This is a genomic window from Xanthomonas sp. JAI131, from assembly GCF_013410075.1.
GTDB lineage: Bacteria > Pseudomonadota > Gammaproteobacteria > Xanthomonadales > Xanthomonadaceae > Xanthomonas_A > Xanthomonas_A bonasiae.
Genome location: NZ_JACCCN010000005.1, coordinates 330,469 through 351,342 on the forward strand (window position 1 = coordinate 330,469; position 20,874 = coordinate 351,342).

Consider the following 20,874-nt stretch of genomic DNA (forward strand, 5'->3'; position numbering starts at 1 on the left):
GTCAGTTCAATGCAGTTCGGCTTCGGCTTCGATCTCGACCGGGATGCCGAACGGGAGCTCGGCCATGCCGACCGCGCTGCGTGCATGTTGGCCCAGTTCCGGCCCCCACAGCGCCAGCAGCAAATCCGAGCAGCCGTTGATCACGTTCGGCAGGCGCTGGAAGCCGGGCGCGCAGCGGACCATGCCGAACACGCGCACCCAGCGCTTGATCCGCTCCAGGCTGCCCAGGCTGCGTTCCAGGCTGGCCAGCATCGACAGGGCGGTGGCGCGCGCGGCGGCATAGCCCTGGGCTTCGTCCAACTCGTCGCCGACGCGGCCGACGCCGCCGGCCATGCTGCCGTCGGCATGTTGCGGGCCGTGGCCGGAGATCAGCACGCGGGTGCCGATCACGTGCACCGGCGCGAACGGCAGGATCACCCCGTCGGGCACGCGCAGCGGCGGCGGCAGGGTCATGCCGAGCGCACGCAGGCGCGCGCTCACGGTGTCGGATGGGGGGACGTGCGGGGTCTGCATGGGATGGGGGATCGGGCTCATTGAAGTTTCTTTGGGGCCGGCGCGAACGGGGCCACGCCCAGGGCGCGGTAGATCTCGGCGGGCAGGTACAGGGACTGGTCCTTCACCACCAGTACGGGCTGGCGGATCGCGGCGATGTCGGTGGTCGGATCGCCGGGCAGCAGCACGAAGTCGGCCTGCTTGCCCGGATGCACGCTGCCGAGCCGGTCGGTGCGGCCGAAATGCTGCTCGCTCTGCCAGGTGCCGGCGCGCAGCGCCTGCTGCGGGGTCAGCCCGGCGGCGACGTACAGCTCCAGTTCGCGGTGCACGGTGAAACCGGTGGTGTCGTCGGTGCCGGGCAGCAGCACGGTGCCCTGGCGGTGCAGGCGGCCGATCAGTTGCAGGGTCTTGTCCAGCGCCTGCCGGTAGTGCGCATCGGTCTGCGCGTCGAGGTCGGGGACGAAGGTGCGCTGGCGGTAGCGCTGGTAGGCGATCGGCATGTGCGACAGGTACGGCGCATCGGCGGGCAGCACGCTTCCGGCGCGGCTCAGCATCAGCCGCTCCAGGATCACGTCGGTGGTGTCCATGGCGATGTCGCGCTGGCGCATCAGCTGCAGCGTGTGGCGCACGTTCGGCGCGTCGAGGTCGAGCGCGGCCACGCGCTTCATCGCGGTCAGTCGCAGCGGCGTGCGCGTGTCTTCCTCGGGAGACAGCACCCAGCCCAGCATCAGCTGGTTGATGTGGGTGATCTCGTCGTAGCCGGCGGCGATCATCGCGTCGGCGTTGGTGAAGGCCGGGATGTGCCCGGTGACGCCCATGCCCAGCGCATGCGCGCGATCGGCGATCGGCGCCACCCAGGCCGGGTTCATCGAGTTGTAGAGCTTGATCTGCCAGTAGCCGTGGGCCTTGTACCAGGCGACGTCTTTCAGCGCGTCGTCCAGCGTATCGACGACGAAGCCGTTGCGCGCCGAATACGCGCTGCGGCCTTCCAGAAAGCCATTGCGCACGATGCGCGGGCCGGCGATCTCGCCGCGCTCGATGCGCGCGGTCAGGTCGAGCAGGAAGGCGTTGTCGTTGCCCATGTCGCGGGTGTTGGTGACGCCCGCGGCCAGGTACCACAGCCCGGAGGACAGGGTGCTGTGCGAATGCATGTCGTGCAGGCCGGGGATCACCGTGCCGCCGTTGCCGTCGTAGACGCTGTCGCCGGGCGCCGGCTGCCAGCGCGCGTCCATCGAGACGATGTGCCCGTCGGCGACATGCAGGTTCACCGCGTCGCTGCGCAGTCCGTTGACCGGATCGAACACATGCACGTTGCGCAGCCACAGGCCGCGCGTCAGCGGATGCGCGAGCTGGCGCTGCAATGCCTGCGCATGCGCGAACTGCTGCGCCTTCACCGCGTCGGCGATGGTCGCCACCTGCGCCTGGTAGCCGTCGCGGATCGCCACGGCGTCGTCGTCGATGTCGGCCAGCAGGGCGTCGTCGGCATCGACGGCGAGGTAGTGCGGTTCCAGGTCCAGGCCGGACAGCCGCAGCAGTCGCGCCTGCAGCGGCGGCGCCCCGGCCTGGCCTTGCAGCGCCAGCGTGCCGACCAGTTCCAGTTGCATGCGGCCGCTGGGCAGCACGTCCAGGGCGTGTTCGGGCGCGGCCAGCAAGGCCTTGGCGTAGGTCCACATCGCCCACGGACTGCTGTCGTTGGTGATGTACAGCGCCGGCCGCGGCTGCGGCCGGCGGCCGCTGTCGGCCTGGCAGCTCCATTCGGCGACGCCGTCGCGCCATTGGTAGCGCTCGGCGACCTGGCCGCCCATCAGCGAGGTGCCGGTGACCGACCAGGCCAGCGGCAGCGCGTGCTCGCCGAGCACGATCGTCTCGTGGTGCTTGGGGCCGCGGCCGTTGTTGTCGACGTGGTAATCGACTTCGTAGGTGTCGCCGTCGGCCGTGGCCTTCAGGTAGCCGACGTTCTCGCCGTTGGCGATCAGCACCAGCGATTGCGGCGCGGTGGCGGCGCTCGCGGCGTGGCCGGCGAACGTGCAGGCGAGGGCGAGGGCGGCGGACAGCGGCAGCGTGCGGGTCATTGCAGGAAGTCCTTCAGCAGGCTGTGCAACTGCGGGCGCAATGCGTCTTCCGCGAACACCGCATGGCCGCCGGGCAGCAGGCGGAAATCGATGCGCGCCGGATCCAGGGCGCTGTGGTGCAGCGCGTACCAGGGGCCGAGCGCGGGCACGGCCAGGTCGTAGTAGCCGTTGAGCGCCAGCACATGGAAGCCGGGATTGGCCTGTGCCAGCCGCGCCAGGTTCGGGGTGGGATTGAAGCGCAGCGCGCTGCCGAACGGGCGCGGGCCGGCGCCATCGTCGGCGGCGAAGCGCCAGGCCATGGCGATGTCGATGTCCAGGCTGACGTAGTCGCGCGGCAACGCAGTGCCGAACAGGCCGTGCAGGTAGTCGGCCATCACTGTGGAGGTGATCTGGTTGCTGCGGCCCAGGCCGAGCGCCGGATCGTTGGCGGCCGAGGGCCGGCCGTTGTCGGCCGCGTGCGGCGCCGGCAGCGGCGCGGCGATGCGGCTGTCGAGCCGGCCGATCTGCCGGCCGTCGGCGGCGAGCACGCCGAGCCGGAAGGTTTCGACATCGGGACGCAGGTCGGCCGCCAGCAGCGCCTGCGCCGGCAGGCCCAGCAGCGCGGCCAGGCGCGCGGCGATGCGGCTGCGTGCGTCGGCGGGCAAGGCGCTGCCCTGCAACAGGGCCTGTGCGTAGTCGCCGAGCGCGAACGCACGCGCCTGCGCATAGACGCTTGCGACCGGTTGCCCGGCCAGTTCGCCCTTGCCGTGGGCGGCGGCGGCGACGATCAGCGAGGGCAGGTCGAACATCGCGCGCAGGTCGTTGCCGGGGCTGTCGTCGCCGCTGGTGGCGTCGAGCAGCGGCGAGATCAGCAGCACGCCGGCCGGACGCAGGTCGGCGATGTCCGCTGCGAGCAGGGCGAGCCGGTAGCCGCCGTAGCTTTCGCCGGCGATGTACAGCGGCGCGCGTTCGCGTCCGTGCGTCTTCAGCCAGTGGCGGATCATCGCCTCCACGGCCTTGGCGTCGCCATGGTCGGACCAGTAGCGCGCGCGTGCGCCGGCATCGGCCGGGGCCTGGCTGAAGCCGGTGCCGGGCGGGTCGATGAACACCAGGTCGGCGGCATCGAGAATGCTGTGCGGATTGGCGATCAGCGTCTGCCGTTTGCCGTTGCGCACGCGCAGCCGCGGGCCGAGGCCTTCGACCTGCAATACCGACGATGCGCCAGGCCCGCCGTTGAAGGCGAACAGCACCGGCCGCGTACCGGCGTCGGTGCGCTCGGCCAGATAGCCGATGGCGCTGATCGAGGCGGCGCGGGCGCCGTCGGCGGCGGCGAAATCGAGTTGGTCGAAGCTGACCCGATAGCGCAGCCGCTGCTCGCCGATGCGGGCCTGCTGCGGGCTGGACAGCAGGGTCGGTCGCGGCAGCGGTGCCGCGTCGTCGGCGACTGCGGCGAACGGCAGCGCCGTGCACAGCAGCAGGGCCAGGCCGTGGATCCATTTCATCGGGGAATTCCGCAACAGGAGAAAGGGCCGGCCGCCGTGCGGCGGCCGGCGAGGCGCATCAATAGTCCCAGGCCAGGGTCAGGCCGACCGTGCGCGGCTGGATCAGCGTGGCGCCGAGCGTCGAACTGGCCAGCGAGCCGCGGCGGTTGGCGTTGATGTAGCCGACCTCGTCGGTGAGGTTGCGCACGTACAGCGTGGCGCTCCAGGCCTGGCCCTGCACGCCGGCGTTGAGGCCGACGGTGGTGTAGCTGGGCAGGTGGATGCGCGGGATGCTGGCCGAGGTGGTGAACTCCATGTCGCGATCGCCCATGTAGGCCACGTCCGCGCCGGCGAAGCCTTCCAGGTTGCCGCCCAGCGGGAAATAGCGCTTGAGCGAGGCCGAGGCGCTGTTGCGCGCCGAGTACGGCAGGCGGTTGCCGTCCTTGCCGTAGGCGGAGGACCCCTCGGTGTAGCCAGGGATGTCCTGTGCCAGGGTGGCGTCGGTGTAGGCGTAGCTGGCGGTGACCTTCCAGTCGGCCGACGGCACCCAGTTGACCGACAGTTCCAGGCCCTGGCTGGTGGCCTTGCCGGCGTTGGTGGTGTAGCTGCTGCCCAGGGTCGGCTCGACCTGCGAGATCTGCAGGTCGCTCCAGTCGATGTAGAACAGCGCCGCATCCAGGCTCAGCGAGTGGTCCAGCAACTGGGTCTTCAGGCCCAGCTCGTAGCTCCACAGGCTGTCGGAGTCGTAGGAGAACGGGACGTTGGCCACCAGGGTGCCGTTGCTGCCGCCGGCACGGTAGCCGGAGGCCACGCGCAGGTAGGTCATCAGCGCGTCGTTGAAGCGGTAGCGCGGCGAGAACAGGTAGGTGGTGGCGCTGTCCTTGTTGCTGTCGAAGCTCTGGGTCGGGTCCTGCAGCAGGCCGCCGGTGTCGCTGTTCTCGCGCAGGCTGTTGCGCGCGTAGCGGGCGCCGACCTGGATGTCGAACTGCGGGGTGAAGTGGTAGGTGCCGTCGGCGTACACCGCCTTCTCGCGGTAGGTGCTGTCGCCCAGCGAGACCAGCAGCGGGAAGTCGCGGTAGATGGTGCCGCTGGACTTGTCGGCGATGTAGAAGTTCTGCGTGCTCTTGGCTTCCTCGTCGCTGTAGAACGCGCCGACCTGCCAGTCCAGCGCATGCTCGCCCTGCGAGACCAGGCGCACTTCCTGGGTCGTGCGGTCGGTGTTGTAGCGGTTGTCGATCAGCGAACTGGGGTTATCGCTGTCCAGGCCGAAGATGCCGGCGAACACCGGCGCGAGCCGGCCGATGGTGGTGTAGCCCACGTCCTGGTAGGCCCGGCTGCGGTGCTGGGCGTAGCCGCTGATGCTGTCCAGCATCGCCCAGCCCAGATCCCAGCTGACCTTGGTGGTGTAGAAGCGCACCTGGCCCTTGAAGGTGTCGCCGCCGTTGATGCGGTCGTGGCTGTACTGGCCGTACAGCGGATGCAGCTCGGGATCGGTGTCGACCACCGAGCTGGAGCCGGTCTCGGTGTCCTGGAACAGCGCCGAGGAACGCACGGTCACCGTATCGCTGACGTTCCACAGCGCCGAGACGCGGCCGCCGCGCACCTGGCTGTCGTTCTCGTCGTCGCTGTTGGTGTTGTGCACGAAGGCCGGGTCCTGGCGCTGGAACAGGCTGACCCGCAGCGCGAAGCGGTCGGAGAACGGCAGGTTCACCGAGGTGCGCGCGTTGTAGCCGGAACCGCCGTGCGCGGCCGTGGAGCCGCCGGCCTCGACGCGGCCGAAGGTCGCGCTGGTGTCCGGATCGGTCATCACGTACTTGATCAGGCCGCCCATGCTGCTGGCGCCGTACAGCGTGCCCTGCGGGCCGCGCAGCACTTCGATCTGCTGCAGGTCGGACGGGTCCAGGTCGGGGATGGCACCGGTGCTGAGCGCCGACCCGTACGGCACGTCGTCGATGACGATGCCCGAGGTCGGGCGGCTGCCGAGGCCGGAGTCGGTGGCGATGCCGCGCAGCACGATGTTGCTGCTCATCGGCGACTGGATGTAGGACAGGCCCGGCAACTGCGCGAAGTAGTCGGCCAGCTTGTAGCTGCCTTCGCTGCTCATCTTCTCGGTGTTGAGCACCTGGATCGACATCGGCACGTCCTGCAACCGCTCGCTGCGCTTCTGCGCGGTCACGGTGATGGTGTCCAGCTGCTTGGCCGCGGTGGCGCCGTCGTCCTGTTGGGCGAGCGCGATGGACGGCAGCAGCAGGAGCGCGCTGGCCGGGCAGCACAGGGCGCGCGAAATGAACTGGGAGAGACGGTTGCGGCGGGCTACGGATGACATGGGCGGGACTCGTCTGGCGGGCGGTGGGCGGGATGGGTGGAGCGCGAACCACGGGTGCTGCGGGGACTGCGGAATGTCATGTCACCAGGTGCGGCGGACCATCTGGCGGATGTCGTCGGCGAGGCCGGCGGCGGTGCGCTCGACCGTGTACATCATGTGTCCGCCCTCGTAGTAGCGGGTGCGGACCTGCTGCATCGGAAACCCCGACTGCGCGGCGAGATAATCCATCGCGCCGATCGTGGTCTGGCTGTCGTAGTAGCCGTTGCCGACCAGCAGCCGGCACGTCGGATTGGCCACCAGCAGTTCGCGCAGTTGCCCGACCCACGGGTAGTCGCCGAACGGCGATTTGTTCGCGTCCCAGTCCCAGGCGTTGAAGTCGCTGGAGGTCGGCATCGCGGTGGAGTAGTGGCCCGCCTGCGCGGGGACCTTCAGCACCTGCCGGTAGTAGCGCTCGGCGGCGGCGTTGTAGTCGGGCACGCTGCCGGAATTGCCCTGCGCATCGAGCAGGTAGCGGCCATCGCTGGACGCCAGGATCCGGCCCGGGAACAGCTGGCGCGCGTAGGCGACCTTGGACAGTTTCAGATCGGCCTTGAGCCAGGCGTCGGCCGACAGGCCGGTGAAGCCCTGCAGCGCCTGCGCCACTTCCTCGCGCTGCTGCGCGCTGGCGCGGTTGCCGAGGAACAGGGTGCTCAGGTAGCGCTCGCGGCCGTAGGCGGATGCTTCGTCGACGAACTGCGCCAGGCTGCGGCCCTTGCGCTCGACCTTGCCGTGGTACCAGCCGAGCGCGGCCAGGGTCGGCAGCGACACCGCGTAGCTGACGATGTTGTCGCGGCGCTGTGCGTATTCGAGGATGTTGGCGGCCTGGCCGAGCAGGACGATGCCGTCCACCGCGATGCCGGCGGCCTGCAGTTGCGTGGCCGCTTCCGGCGCGCGCAAGGTGCCGTAGCTTTCGCCCAGCAGGTACACCGGCGAGCCGCGCCGGCCGTGCCGGTCCAGCCATGCCGCGACCAGTTGCGCGAGCTGGCGCGCATCGGCGCGGGTGGAGAACTGGCTGGCTGGCGCCACGCCCTCGGCGACGCGGCTGTAGCCGGTGCTGGCCGGATCGAAGATGACGATGTCGGCCGCGTCCAGCGGCGAATAGCGGTTGTCCACCAGCTTGAAGCCGGCGGCGTCGGCCTGCAGGTCGTTGGGCACGGCCAGCCGCTGCGGGCCGAGCAGGCCGAAATGCAGTGGCGTGCTGGCGGCGATCGGGCCGCCGTTGAAGGCGAAGAGCAGCGGTCGCGCGCTGGCGGCGGACGTGGCGACGTAGGCGGTGGAAACCAGGCGTGCCGCCGGGCGCCCGTCGGCGTCGGTAGTGGCATAGGTTTCCACCGTCGCGGCGTAGGCGATGCGCTGGCCGTTGAACACGCCGCGGTGCAGGGTGGTGACCGGCGAGGGCAACGACACCGGGCCCAGCGTGGTTGGATCGACGAAGCCCGGCTCCGCGGCGTGCGCGGTGCCGGCAGGCAAGGCCATCGCCAGGGCCAGCGCCAGCAGCGGCTGCAGCACTCGGGTCTTCGGCGGCACAGGGCCGGTGCGTGCGGTCGCGGAGCGCATGGGCTAGTCCGTGCTGGGAAGAGAGGGAGAGGCGGCGAGGAAGGCTTCGAACGCGTGGCGGCCCTGGGCACGGCTGGCGCGTTCGGAGTACCACATGTGTCCGCCCTGCAGGCACAGGTTGGTCACCCGCGCCGCGTAGCGCGGGCCGGCGGCGCGTGCGGTTTCCACCGAGCTTTCGCAGGGCCAGCCGTCGTAGCGGCCGCGCAGGCTCAGCACGCGCAGCTGCGGGTCCTGGTCCATCGCCTTGCGCAGCGGCGCGTCGGCGCCTTCGGGAAGCTTCTGCGAGAAATCCCACAGTTGCGCCATCCAGTCGTCGGGCATTCCGGACTTCGGGTCGACGTAGCGCGGCAGCGGATGGAAGGCGTTGCCGAACGGACCGCGATACAGCAGGTCGCTCTCGAAGCCGAGCTGCTGGCGCAGGTAGCGGTTGAACACACGCGAGGTGCCGTTCATCAGGCCGGCCATCGGCAGCAGACTCGGGTCGATCCCCGGCATCCACGGCGCGTCCTTGGCACGGCGCGGCGCGGTCATGCGCAGGTCGTAGCGGCCCAGCTCACGGCCCTGGTCGGCGAGCAGGCGGTCGGCGAAATCGGCGGTGGAGATGGTCAGTTGCTTGGCGTCGATGTCCTGCGCGCGCAGGCCGCTGAAGCGCGCCAGTGCGGCCAGGATCCGGCGCCGCGCCTCCGGCGTCTGCGCCGCCGGGGCGGCCAGGAACGGCAGGTAGTCCTGCTGCGTCCACGCCTGCGCCTGCGCCACCGCGGTGGTTTCGTCGAGCGCCTGCAGCGTGGCGTCGAGGCGATGATGGTAGTGCGCGGCGGCGGTGAACTGCGGCACGTTCAACGCGTCTTCCGGGTAGGCCGACGGTGGCGTGCCCAGATCGAAGTTGTAGGACACCAGCACCACGCCGCGCACCGGCATGCCGCGCCGCTGCAGCGCCGCGGCGACCAGCATCGCGCGGGTCACGCCATAGCTCTCGCCGGCCAGGTACAGCGGGCGGTCCCAGGCGTCGTGGCGGGTGAGATAGACCCGGATCGCTTCGGCGATCGTTTCGGCATCGCCATGCGAGGTGTACAGCGTCGGCAGGTCCTTGGCCTCGACTGCGCGGCTGTAGCCTGTGCCCAGCGGATCGACGAACACCAGATCGCTCGCGCCCAGCCAGCTGTCGGCGTTTTCGACCAGCGGCCGCTCGCTCTGCGCCGGCGTCCAGTCCGGCAGGCGATCGGCGGTGTCCAGGCGGCGCGGGCCGACGCCCATGTGCAGCTGTGCCGCATTGGAGCCGGGGCCGCCGTTCCACAGGAAGGTGAGCGGCCGCACCGCGCCGGCACTGGCGGGGGCGCTGTAGCCGACGAAGAACACCGACGCCATCAGCCGCCCGGTCGGATCGTCGTGGATCGGCAGCAGCCCGGCCTCGGCCGCGTAGCGCAACGTGCCATGGCCCTCGACGGCGACGCTGCCGGCCGAGCGTACCTGCACGTCGGCATGCGCCGGGACCGCCGCCGCCGCGTTGGCGACGCCGGCCAGCCACAGCGCCGACGCAACTGCGAACGGACGCAGCCAGGCGTTGGCGCGACAGCACGATCTGACGGACGGCATGGACGTCGACATGGTCTGCTTGGTTGTCCCCTGGAGCGTGGCGCCGCGCCCGATGCGAGGGCGCGACGGTGGTTGACCGGCCCGCGGAACCGGTGGCGCCGCCGGCCGAATGTTGCTTCAACAGTTTGTTGATATACAAAAATAATTTGTATGTCAAGAGCGCGTCACATGGTTCCTGTGCGGACATGCGCGGTTGCGTTGCCGTCTCGACGCCCGCGGGCGTAGCCGGCAAGATGGCCGGTGCGCATTCGCCGGGCACTGCTCAGGACGGGACGATTCGATGGCAATAGCGAAACAGGGCGGGGCGCCGCACAAGGGCGCGGCACCCGCCGCCAAGCGCAAGCGCGGCAAGGCGGCGCATGCGCCCGCGCCTGCGCAAGGGCTGGGCGCGGGCGTGCAGGTGCGCGACCTGTTCGAACTGCTCAAGCCGGTGGTGGCGCTGCTCGGCGGGGTGATCGGCGAGAACATCGAAGTGGTGCTGCACGACCTGTCCGCGCCGGGGGCCTCGGTGCTGGCGATCGCCAATGGCCATGTGTCCGGGCGCAATCTCGGCGATCCGATCCTCAGCGGCCCGCGCGAGGACGCCGGCTTCAGCGAGCTCTACCGCGACGTGGCCGGTACCGGCACGATCAGCTGGGCGATCGTCGACGAGTACCAGACCACCAATGCCGCCGGCCGCCACCTGCGCTCGGCCACGCTGCTGTTCCGCGACGGCGCCGGCCAGCCGGTGGCCGCGCTGTGCCTCAACGCCGACATGACCGTGTTCGAGATGGCCCATGGCTGGCTGGAGCAGATGCTGCACCGGAAGGCGAAGCCGCCGCGCAGCGAGGCGCCCGCCGGCGAGGTCGGGCTGGAGGCGATGATGCAGGAGATCATCGACGACGCGGTCAAGCGCTTCATGAAGCCGCCGGCGCTGATGAACAAGGAAGAGAAGATGTACGCGGTGGAGGCGATGATGCATCGCGGCCTGTTCCTGATCCGCAACAGCGTGGAACAGGTGGCCACGGCGCTGGGGGTCAGTCGCTTCACCATCTACAACTACATCGAGCAGATCAAGCAGAAGAAGGCGGCGGCGCGGCCGTAGCGCTGGAGCAGGGGCGGCCGGGGCGTGCGGCGCTCACGCCATGGCCGGTCGCTACGGTCGCTCCTCGTTGAAAGAACGTATGCCGCGCCGACGCGGGTGCCGGTCGCGCCCGATTTCATCTCAAATTGTAACGAGATCGACGTCGCCGGCTGCGCGTCGCGGACCGCATGCGGCGATCCGTCGCACGCAGGTGCGGCAATGTGTCGCACGCAAAAACACGCCTGTGCGCACGCTCGGCCTTGTCAATGGCTTTCGGAGATGCCGCACGGCAGCATAAAATGCGTGGTCGATCGCGCATGCCGGCCAGGATGCCGCAGGAAACGCGGAAACGCCCGTCCGGGCCGCTCCCCGTTCGCCGTTGCGCGGTCCGCATCCCCTACGCAATTGGATCGTTCGATGATTCCGTTGAAACAACTCCGGCGCTCGCTGCGCTCCGGTCTGTTGCTCCTGCCCGCGCTGCTGCTGGCCGGGTGCGACGCGGCCATTCTCAACCCCAAGGGGCAGATCGGCCACGACGAAAAGACGTTGCTGATCACCTCGGTGGTGCTGATGCTGCTGGTGGTGGTCCCGGTCATCGTGATGACCCTGGCCTTCGCCTGGCGCTATCGCGCGTCCAACACCAAGGCCCGCTACGAGCCGAACTGGTCGCACTCCACCGCGATCGAGGTGGTGGTGTGGTCGATCCCGTGCATGATCATCCTGGTGCTGGCGGTGCTGACCTGGCGCTCCTCGCACGAGCTGGATCCGTACAAGCCGCTGGACTCCAAGGTCAAGCCGATCGTCATCGAGGCGGTGGCGCTGGACTGGAAGTGGATGTTCATCTATCCGGAGCAGGGCATCGCCACGGTCAACGAGATCGCGTTCCCGGTGGATACGCCGCTGAACTTCAAGATCACCTCCGACACGGTGATGAACTCGTTCTTCATCCCGCACCTGGGCACGCAGATCTACGCGATGGCCGGCATGGAGACCAAGCTGCACCTGATCGCCAACGAGCCGGGCGACTACTTCGGCCTGTCGGCGAACTACAGCGGCCACGGCTTCTCGAAGATGGGCTTCACCGCGCACGCCACCGACCAGGCCGGCTTCGACGCCTGGGTGGCCAAGGTCAAGGCCGCGCCGAAGGCGCTGGACCAGGCCGAGTTCCAGATCCTGGCGGCCAACCGCAACGACAAGGCGCAGTACCCGGTGACCTACTACTCGTCGGTGCAGGACGGCATGTTCAAGTCGTTGCTCGACAAATACATGATGGGCAAGGGCCACAAGATGGAAGGCCACGACGCCCATCCGGCATCGGCTGCTGAGCCGGTCGCCATGTGCACTTCTGGAGACAAGTGATGCTAGGCAAACTCACGCTCGAGGCGGTTCCGTACCACGAGCCGATCATCATGGCGGCGCTCGGCGGCGCCGGCCTGCTCGGCCTGCTGGTGGTCGCGGCGGTCACCAAGTACAAGCTGTGGGGCTATCTCTGGAAGGAGTGGTTCACCTCGGTCGACCACAAGCGCATCGGCGTCATGTACATCCTGGTGGCGCTGGTCATGCTGCTGCGCGGCTTCGCCGACGCGGCGATGATGCGCACCCAGCAGGCGATCGCGCACGGCGGCAACGAGGGGATCTTCCCGCCGCACCACTACGACCAGATCTTCACCGCGCACGGCGTGATCATGATCTTCTTCATGGCCATGCCGTTCATGACCGGCCTGCTGAACCTGATCGTGCCGCTGCAGATCGGCGCGCGCGACGTGGCGTTCCCGTTCCTGAACTCGCTGAGCTTCTGGCTGTTCGTGGCCGGCGCGGCGCTGGTCAACATCTCGCTGGGCGTGGGCGAATTCGCCCAGACCGGCTGGCTGGCGTATCCGCCGCTGTCGGGGCTGGAATACAGTCCAGGGGTCGGCGTCGATTACTACATCTGGGCCTTGCAGATATCGGGTCTAGGCACATTGCTGACCGGCATCAACTTCTTCGTGACGATCATGCGCATGCGCACGCCGGGCATGACCCTGATGCGCATGCCGATCTTCACCTGGACCGCGCTGATCACCAACATCCTGATCATCGCCGCGTTCCCGATCCTGACCGTGGCGCTGGCGCTGCTGGGCGCCGACCGTTACCTGGGCACCCACTTCTTCACCAACGACGGTGGCGGCAACGCCATGATGTACGTCAACCTGATCTGGATCTGGGGCCACCCGGAAGTCTATATCCTGATCCTGCCGGCGTTCGGCATCTTCTCCGAGCTGATCGCCACCTTCAGCCGCAAGCGCCTGTTCGGCTACACCTCGATGGTGTATGCGACCTCGGCGATCGGCGTGCTGTCGTTCATCGTGTGGCTGCACCACTTCTTCACGATGGGCTCGGGCGCCAACGTCAACGCGTTCTTCGGCATCACCACGATGATCATCTCCATCCCCACCGGGGTGAAGATCTTCAACTGGCTGTTCACCATGTTCCGCGGCCGGGTGCGCATGACCGCGCCGGTGCTGTGGACGATCGGCTTCATCATCACCTTCACCATCGGCGGCATGACCGGGGTGATGCTGGCGATCCCGGCGGTGGACTTCGTGCTGCACAACAGCCTGTTCCTGATCGCGCACTTCCATAACGTGATCATCGGCGGCGTGGTGTTCGGCTACCTGGCCGGCCTGACCTACTGGTTCCCGAAGGCGTTCGGCTTCAAGCTCAACGAGACGCTGGGCAAGGCCTCGTTCTGGTGCTGGATCATCGGCTTCTTCATCGCCTTCATGCCGCTGTACGTGCTCGGCTTCATGGGCATGACCCGGCGCATGAACAGCTACAACCACCCGGAGTGGGCGCCGTGGCTGATGGTGGCCGCGGCCGGCGCGGCGATCATCGGCATCGGCATCTTCCTGAACCTGGTGCAGATCGGCTACAGCGTCTGGAAGCGCAAGGACAACCTGGACCTGACCGGCGACCCGTGGGACGGGCGCACGCTGGAGTGGGCCACGTCCTCGCCGCCGCCGTTCTACAACTTCGCCGTGCTGCCGCACATCGACGACCGCGACCAGTTCTGGGAAGACAAGCTCAAGGGCAAGGGCTGGACGCGTCCGGCCAAGTACGAACCGATCCACATGCCGCGCAACACCGCGGCCGGGGTCTGGATCGGCGCCTTCAGCGTGGTGCTGGGCTTCGGCTTGATCTGGCACATCTGGTGGATGGCGATCATCGGCCTGGTCGGCATGATCGGCAGCTTCATCGCGCGCACGTTCGACGACGACGTCGACTACTGGGTGCCGGCAGAGGAAGTGGAACGCATCGAGAACGCGCGTTTCGCCCTGCTGGAGCAGCAACAGGCGGCACATGCCGCAAAGGCGGTCTGAACCATGTCCTCCACGACGCTCGACAACCACGCCGTCCACGCCGACGGCCACGACGACCACGCCCACCACGACAGCGGCGGCAACACCGTGTTCGGGTTCTGGGTCTACCTGATGAGCGACTGCCTCATCTTCGCCGGCCTGTTCGCGACCTACGCGGTGCTGGCCGGCGCGACGGTGGACGGCCCCACCGCCAAGGAACTGTTCGACCTGAAGTTCGTGCTGGTGGAAACCTTCCTGCTGCTGTTCAGCAGCCTGAGCTTCGGCCTGGCGATGATCTCCGCGCACAAGCGCAGCCTGGGCGGCCTGTATGGCTGGCTGGCGGTCACCGCGGCGCTGGGCCTGGGCTTTTTGGGCATGGAAATCTACGAGTTCCACCACCTGATCCACGAAGGGGCCGGCCCCGGCCGCAGCGCGTTCCTGTCCGCGTTCTTCACCCTGGTCGGCACCCACGGCCTGCACGTGGCCTCGGGCCTGCTGTGGATGGCGGTGCTGGTGATCCAGATCGCCAAGAACGGCCTGACCCCGCGCAACACCACCCGCCTGGCGTGCCTGAGCCTGTTCTGGCACTTCCTGGACGTGATCTGGATCGGCGTGTTCACCATCGTCTACCTGCTGGGAGCGCTGTAATGGCCAACCACCATCCTTCCGACGCACACGCCGAGCAGTCGCACGGCAGCGGCCTGAAGTCCTACCTGATCGGCTTCGTGATGGCGGTGGTGCTCACCGTGATCCCGTTCGGCATGGTCATGAGCGGCGCGTTCCCCAAGGGCGTGACCGTCATCGTCATCGCGGTGCTGGCCGCGGTGCAGATGCTGGTGCACCTGATCTACTTCCTGCACATGGACCGCTCCGCCGAGCAGCGCTCCAACGTGCACGTGGGCCTGTTCTCGCTGCTGATCATCGGCATCGTGGTGGTCGGCTCGCTGTGGGTTATGCACAACCTCAACGTCAACATGATGCATTGAGGCCGGGCAGTCGCCGCATCGAACAAGGCCGCCTCCGGGCGGCCTTGTTCGTTTCGCGTTCGCGGTGGCTGCGCCGCTGCGGGCAGGTGGACATGCTGCGCGGCAGCTTGCGCATGGCGGCGGGCGGCAGGCGCCGACCGCGGCGGCGCAGCGGTGTTGCGGCGGCGCGTCGTGCCAGGACGTCGCACCCGCGACATTGACAGCAACCGCCCGCGTTTGTAGGTTCGATGGCGGCTTGCTGCGTGCCGAAACGCTGGGCCAAGCGGTTTCCTCCGCGGACGGAAGCGCGCACGCGCCATGCGTGGCCGGCGCAGACGGGACGCCGGACGCCAGGCGTCGCGTTCGATTGGCGCGGCAGCGTCGGTGTTTCTCGCAAGCGGATCTTCGGAGCACAGACATGACGCAAGGCACGCCATCCCCGTTTGCCGACCCGACCGCCGTCGCCTCCTATGCGGCGGACGCGCCACGCAAGGTGCCCGGCCTGGCGGACCTGCATCGCATGGCAGGGTTGCTGCTCGCCGAGCGCGCGGCGGCCGCGGCGCATGTGCTGGTGGTCGGTGCCGGCGGCGGGCTGGAACTGGCGGCGCTGGCCCAGTCGCGGCCAGCGTGGCGCTTCACCGGCGTCGATCCGTCGCCGGCGATGCTCGATCTCGCGCGCCGGGCCGTGTCGCCGTATGCCGATCGCATCGTGCTGCTGGAGGGCACGGTCGACCAGGCGCCGGCCGGTCCGTTCGACGGCGCCACCTGTCTGCTCACCCTGCATTTTCTCGATCGGGCCGAACGGCTGCGCACGTTGCAGGCGATCCGTCGCCGCCTCGCACCGTCCGCCACCCTCGTGATCGCGCACCATGCCGCTGTCGGCGACGACCCGCAGCGCTGGCTGGCGCGCTCGGCCGCCTTCGGCGATCGCGCCGACGTCGATTGGGCCAAGGCGATGGCCAGCGGCGAGGCGATGGCGGCGCGGCTGCCGCTGCTCGCGCCGGCCGAGGAGGAGGCATTGCTGCGCGAGGCCGGCTTCGCCGATGTCGCGCTGTTCTATGCCGCGCTCTCGTTTCGCGGCTGGGTGGCGACCGCGACGGCATGATCGCGTCGCGCCAGGATGCAGACCTGCAGCGACGAATGTCTGCGGGCGGCGCGAGGCATGACCAATGGCATAGAGCGCCAGCGGACGGCGGGCATAGGATCGTGGGTCGCTCGTCCGCCTTACCCCCACTGGAGACCCCATGACCAAGTCCACCGCCTGGATGGCGCCGCTGCTGCTGGCCGCCACTGTCGCGTTCCAGGCCTCGGCGCAGACTGCGCCGCCGCAGGACGTGCCGTTCGCCGGCACGCTGAAGATCGATGTCGATGCCACCGACCTGGCGCACCGCATCTTCCGCGTGCGCACCACGATGCCGGCCGTGCCGGGTCCGATGACCCTGCTGTATCCGCAGTGGATCCCCGGCAACCATTCGCCGACCGGGCCGATCGACAAGCTGGCCGGGCTGGTGATCAAGGCCAACGGCCAGGTGTTGCCGTGGAAGCGCGACCAGTTCGACGTGTACGCGTTCAAGGTCGAGGTGCCGCAGGGCGCCAGCGAGATCGTCGCCGAGTTCCAGTTCCTGTCCTCGCAGGGCGACGGCCAGGGCCGGGTGATGATGACCCCGGAACTGCTCAACCTGCAGTGGAACACCACCGCGCTGTACCCGGCCGGCTACTACGCGCGCAACATCAAGGCCCAGGCCAGCGTGACCCTGCCGCCGGGCTGGAGCTACGCCACCGCGCTGGAGACCGCCACGCGGGTCGGCGACACGGTGACGTTCAAGCCGATCGACTTCGACGATCTGGTGGATTCGCCGATGTTCGCCGGCAAGTACTACAAGCGCATCGCGCTGGATGCCGGCGGCAAGGCGCCGGTGTACCTGAACGTGTTCGCCGACGAGGCCAAGTCGCTGGAGGCCAGGCCCGAGCAGATCAAGGCGCACGCGGCGCTGGTGCAGCAGATGGACAAGCTGTACGGCGCGCGCCATTTCGACCACTACGAATTCCTGCTGGCCCTGACCGAGAAGCTCGGCGGCATCGGCCTGGAGCATCACCGTTCCAGCGAGAACAGCGGCCCGCTCAACTACTTCACCGAGTGGGACAAGAGCTGGGACCGGCGCGACCTGCTTGCGCACGAGTTCAACCATTCCTGGAACGGCAAGTACCGCCGCGGCGCCGACCTGGCCACGCCGAACTTCAACGTGCCGATGGGCGACAGCCTGCTGTGGCTGTACGAAGGCCAGACCCAGTTCTGGGGCGAAGTGCTGTCCGCGCGTTCCGGTCTGTGGACGCAGAGCCAGGCGCGCGACATGCTCGCCGACGTCGCCGCCACCTACCAGCGCGGCCGCCCCGGCCTGGCCTGGCGCGCGTTGCAGGACACCACCAACGATCCGACCATGTCGATGCGCCGGCCGCGCGCCTACCGCAGCTACCAGATGAGCGAGGACTACTATTCCGGCGGGCAGATGCTGTGGCTGGAGACCGACGCCAAGCTGCGCGAGCTCAGCGGCAACAAGCGCTCGATCGACGACTTCGCCAAGGCCTTCTTCGGCATGCACGACGGCGCCTGGGACGTGAACCCGTATACCTTCGAGGACATCGTCGCCACGCTCGACGGCGTGGCCAAGTACGACTGGGCGACGTTCCTGCGCAGCCGCGTCGATGGCCACGGCTCGCTGGTCGGCGGCATCGAGGCCAGCGGCTGGAAGCTGGTCTATACCGACCAGCCGAACGAAGCGATCAAGACCTACGAAGCGACCAAGAAGGGCGTTGGCCTGACCTATTCGCTGGGCCTGAGCCTGGACGAGAAGGGCAGCGTGCAGGACGTGCTGTGGGACGGTCCGGCGTTCGATGCCGGCATCATCGCCGGCAACAGCGTGGTCGCGGTCAACGGCCGCGAGTTCAGCGCCGACACGATCAAGGAGGCGATCACCGCGGCCAAGGGCGGCACCGCGCCGATCGAGCTGCTGGTCAAGCGCGGCAACCGCTACGACACGCTGCGCATCGCCTACCACGGCGGCCTGCAGTATCCGCACCTGGAACGCATCGCCGGCAAGCCGGACCGGTTGAGCGAGCTGTACAAGGCGCGCTGAGCGCTGCGTGCATTCCACGACGCCGACGTTGCAAGATGTGGAGAGCGAGCTCACATGAAAGCGCGCAGCGGCAAAGGGCGGTCTCGAATCACGATGAGCGCCCCAGTCGATGATTTCGGTTGATCGCTGAACGCCAGGGTCCAGGTCATGCCGGCACCACCGGTGCAGTCGATGGCCCGGATGTATGCATTGTGCAAAAGGTCGCTTAGGAGAAGCCCGTGACAACCATGCTCGTCAATTCCAGCCGCAAGGCCATCGCCGGCTCCGTCAAAGGCGGCGTAAGGAGCCTTCTCGGTAGCAGACAGAGCATCCATTCTTCTGGATGGGCGCTGAGCCTGGTTGTGCTGCTAACAGCCTCGGCGGCGTCAGCCGCGCCAGGCGATGCGCACGCCTTGCAGGTTATGTTGCAGGCGTCGTCACCTGGCTCTGCCGTGGCCTGCACCAGCGACACGCACGGTAACCCTGCCTGCACCATTGACGGCATGGCGGTCGACGCCGGCGATGACTGCACCTCGAACCTGTCGTTCGGCGCTGTTGCAGCGGAAAACGGCGTCACACTCAAGGACAGTTTCAAGCCAGCCGCAGGCAAGCCCGTCGCACATGTCGGAGTAAACCAGCTGCTCTGCCTGCGGGCGGCCCAACGCAGGCAAGGGGTTTTGGTTCGTGCCCTGGTCATGGCGATTCCAACCCGTACCGTGAAGCTCTGTCGGGGCAACGCGATGTGCAAGGGCGCCGACTCGCCGACCGAATGGAAACGCCCGACAACCGGCATCGCCTGCGCACTCAAGCCGGATGGCCACTACGCTGGCGACTGCGCCACCGGTTGGGTCGATGGCAAGGAGATCGAGGAATACTCGATGGGCCTCAAGCCCGAGGACACTGGTGCCTGAGACACCCACGTCGCGACGACCCTCTGTCGCGCAACCTGAGACCGCCAGCGCCTATGCTGGTGCCTCCTGGCAGCGGACAAGAACGAGATGGCAAAAGCGAAAACGGCCTATGTATGCGGCGACTGCGGCGCCGAATACACCAAGTGGCAGGGCCAGTGCACCGAATGCGGAGCGTGGAATTCGCTGAGCGAGATCGTGCTGGAAAGCGCGTCGGCGGCGAAGGCGCCGGCCGCGGCGCGGCGCAGCGGCTGGGCCGGCAAGACCGAGGCGCCGAAGATCACCGCGCTCAAGGACGTGGAGCATCGCGACCAGGCGCGCGTGTCCACCGGCATTGGCGAGTTCGACCGGGTGCTCGGCGGCGGGCTGGTCGAAGGCGCCGTGGTGCTGATCGGCGGCGACCCGGGCATCGGCAAGTCGACCCTGCTGCTGCAGGCGCTGGCCAAGATGGCCGGCACGCTGCCGGTGCTGTACGTGACCGGCGAGGAATCGCTGGCCCAGGTCGCCGGCCGCGCGGTGCGCCTGGATCTGCCGCTGGACGGCCTCAACGCGCTGGCCGAGACCGGCATCGAACAGATCCTGCAGCACGCCAGCGCGGCGCGGCCCAGGCTGATCGTGGCCGACTCGGTGCAGACCCTGTGGACCGAGTCGCTGACCGCCGCGCCCGGCTCGGTCAGCCAGGTGCGCGAGAGCGCGGCGCGGCTGGTGCGCTACGCCAAGGAGACCGGCACGGCGGTGTTCCTGGTCGGCCATGTGACCAAGGAAGGCGGCATCGCCGGGCCGCGCGTGCTCGAGCACATGGTCGATGCGGTGCTGTATTTCGAGGGCGAGAGCGGCAGCCGCTTCCGCCTGCTGCGCGCGTTCAAGAACCGCTTCGGCGCGGTCAACGAGCTGGGCGTGTTCGCGATGGGCGAGAAGGGCCTGAAGGAAGTCTCCAACCCGTCGGCGATCTTCCTGTCCGGCAGCAGCGCCAACCAGCCCGGCAGCTGCGTGATGGTGACGCGCGAAGGCACGCGGCCGCTGATGGTGGAAGTGCAGGCGCTGGTCGATGCCTCGCCGCTGTCCAATCCGCGGCGGGTGGCGGTGGGCCTGGAGCAGAACCGCCTGGCGATGCTGCTGGCGGTGCTGCATCGGCACGGCGGCATCCTGGTCGGCGACCAGGATGTGTTCGTCAACGTGGTCGGCGGCATCCGCGTGCAGGAGACCGCGGCCGACCTGCCGGTGCTGCTGGCGGTGCTGTCCTCGCTGCGCGACAAGCCGTTGGCGGAGAAGACCATCGCCTTCGGCGAGGTCGGCCTGTCCGGCGAGATCCGCCCGGTGCCCAACGGCGAGGACCGGCTGCGCGAAGCGGCCACGCACGGCTTCAAGCGCGCCATCGTGCCCAAGGCCAATGCGCCCAAGACCGGCGTGGTCAAGGGCATGGAGGTGATCGCGGTGGAGCGCCTGGCGCAGGCGCTGGAGGCGGCGAGCGAGTAGCTGCAAGCGTTTCCCTGCGGCGGGGTTTATGCCACCATGCCGCCCGCTGCAGTGACGCAGCGGTTCGAAAAAAAGGGAAACACAATGGAATGGATGTTGATGCCGCTCAAGCGCTACGCGGATTTTTCCGGGCGTTCGCGGCGCAAGGAGTACTGGATGTTCACGCTGTTGAACATCGTCGTGATCACCGTGCTGATGGTGTTGATGGGAATCGGCGGCGGCGTCGGCGGCCAGAACGGCACCGGCGCGCTGTCGCTGGTGGCGGTCGTGCTGCTGGGCCTGTATTCGCTCGCGGTGCTGGTGCCGTCGATCGCGGTGCAGGTGCGCCGTTTCCACGACCAGGGCAAGTCCGGCTGGTACGTGCTGCTGGGCCTGATCCCCTGGCTGGGCGGCGTGGTGATCCTCGTCTTCATGTGCATGGAAGGGATCAGAGGCGCCAACGCCTACGGTCCGGATCCGAAGCAGGCCTGAT

At 68.4% G+C, this 20,874-nt stretch carries 16 protein-coding genes; 10 read left to right on the top strand and 6 right to left on the bottom strand.

Annotated elements, in window-relative coordinates; genetic code table 11:
- Window positions 1-6: 6 nt before the first annotated feature.
- The 6 genes from HDC36_RS21040 to HDC36_RS21065 form a co-directional block, all read right to left on the bottom strand.
- The gene (locus HDC36_RS21040; protein WP_206229884.1) at window positions 7-534 is read right to left on the bottom strand and encodes a RidA family protein; all 528 of its coding nucleotides are present in this window, start codon (window positions 532-534) and stop codon (window positions 7-9) included.
- A complete protein-coding gene (locus HDC36_RS21045) occupies window positions 531-2,564 on the bottom strand; it encodes an amidohydrolase family protein (RefSeq protein ID WP_179570807.1) in 2,034 nt (677 codons plus the stop codon). Before HDC36_RS21045 ends, HDC36_RS21040 begins: the two co-directional genes overlap by 4 nt.
- Window positions 2,561-4,045, bottom strand: coding sequence for a hypothetical protein (locus tag HDC36_RS21050; RefSeq protein ID WP_179570808.1), 1,485 nt, complete (start codon window positions 4,043-4,045; stop codon window positions 2,561-2,563). Before HDC36_RS21050 ends, HDC36_RS21045 begins: the two co-directional genes overlap by 4 nt.
- A gap of 58 nt (window positions 4,046-4,103) precedes the next feature.
- Window positions 4,104-6,350, bottom strand: coding sequence for a TonB-dependent receptor (locus HDC36_RS21055; protein WP_179570809.1), 2,247 nt, complete (start codon window positions 6,348-6,350; stop codon window positions 4,104-4,106).
- Between the two features lie 81 nt (window positions 6,351-6,431).
- On the bottom strand, window positions 6,432-7,946 hold the full coding sequence (locus tag HDC36_RS21060; protein WP_218848611.1) for a thioesterase domain-containing protein: 1,515 nt from the start codon (window positions 7,944-7,946) through the stop codon (window positions 6,432-6,434).
- A gap of 3 nt (window positions 7,947-7,949) precedes the next feature.
- Window positions 7,950-9,539 carry a hypothetical protein gene (locus tag HDC36_RS21065; protein WP_179570810.1) on the bottom strand — a complete coding sequence of 530 codons (1,590 nt, stop codon included), beginning with the start codon at window positions 9,537-9,539 and terminating at the stop codon, window positions 7,950-7,952.
- Between the two features lie 280 nt (window positions 9,540-9,819).
- On the opposite strand from HDC36_RS21065, the gene HDC36_RS21070 reads away from it, so the two are divergent.
- From HDC36_RS21070 to HDC36_RS21115, 10 genes are all read left to right on the top strand, one after another.
- On the top strand, window positions 9,820-10,623 hold the full coding sequence (locus tag HDC36_RS21070; RefSeq protein WP_179570811.1) for a PAS domain-containing protein: 804 nt from the start codon (window positions 9,820-9,822) through the stop codon (window positions 10,621-10,623).
- Between the two features lie 396 nt (window positions 10,624-11,019).
- Window positions 11,020-11,961 carry a ubiquinol oxidase subunit II gene (gene cyoA / locus HDC36_RS21075; RefSeq protein WP_179570812.1) on the top strand — a complete coding sequence of 314 codons (942 nt, stop codon included), beginning with the start codon at window positions 11,020-11,022 and terminating at the stop codon, window positions 11,959-11,961.
- Window positions 11,961-13,961, top strand: coding sequence for a cytochrome o ubiquinol oxidase subunit I (gene cyoB / locus HDC36_RS21080; RefSeq protein ID WP_179570813.1), 2,001 nt, complete (start codon window positions 11,961-11,963; stop codon window positions 13,959-13,961). The genes cyoA and cyoB overlap by 1 nt, the downstream gene beginning before the upstream one ends.
- Before the next feature lie 3 nt (window positions 13,962-13,964).
- Complete coding sequence (gene cyoC / locus HDC36_RS21085; RefSeq protein WP_179570814.1) at window positions 13,965-14,588, top strand: cytochrome o ubiquinol oxidase subunit III; 624 nt, start codon at window positions 13,965-13,967, stop codon at window positions 14,586-14,588.
- Window positions 14,588-14,926: a cytochrome o ubiquinol oxidase subunit IV gene (gene cyoD, locus HDC36_RS21090; RefSeq protein WP_179570815.1), complete on the top strand. Its 339-nt coding sequence runs from the start codon at window positions 14,588-14,590 to the stop codon at window positions 14,924-14,926. Before cyoC ends, cyoD begins: the two co-directional genes overlap by 1 nt.
- A 235-nt stretch (window positions 14,927-15,161) precedes the next feature.
- Entirely contained in the window at window positions 15,162-16,010 is an 849-nt protein-coding gene (locus HDC36_RS21095; RefSeq protein WP_343204364.1) for a class I SAM-dependent methyltransferase, read from the top strand.
- 139 nt (window positions 16,011-16,149) lie between these two features.
- Window positions 16,150-18,039, top strand: coding sequence for a tetratricopeptide repeat protein (locus tag HDC36_RS21100; protein ID WP_179570816.1), 1,890 nt, complete (start codon window positions 16,150-16,152; stop codon window positions 18,037-18,039).
- Between the two features lie 218 nt (window positions 18,040-18,257).
- Window positions 18,258-18,929: a hypothetical protein gene (locus HDC36_RS21105; RefSeq protein ID WP_179570817.1), complete on the top strand. Its 672-nt coding sequence runs from the start codon at window positions 18,258-18,260 to the stop codon at window positions 18,927-18,929.
- A gap of 87 nt (window positions 18,930-19,016) precedes the next feature.
- Entirely contained in the window at window positions 19,017-20,402 is a 1,386-nt protein-coding gene (gene radA / locus HDC36_RS21110) for a DNA repair protein RadA (RefSeq protein WP_179570818.1), read from the top strand.
- 84 nt (window positions 20,403-20,486) lie between these two features.
- On the top strand, window positions 20,487-20,873 hold the full coding sequence (locus tag HDC36_RS21115; protein ID WP_179570819.1) for a DUF805 domain-containing protein: 387 nt from the start codon (window positions 20,487-20,489) through the stop codon (window positions 20,871-20,873).
- The last annotated feature ends 1 nt before the right edge of the window (window position 20,874 follow it).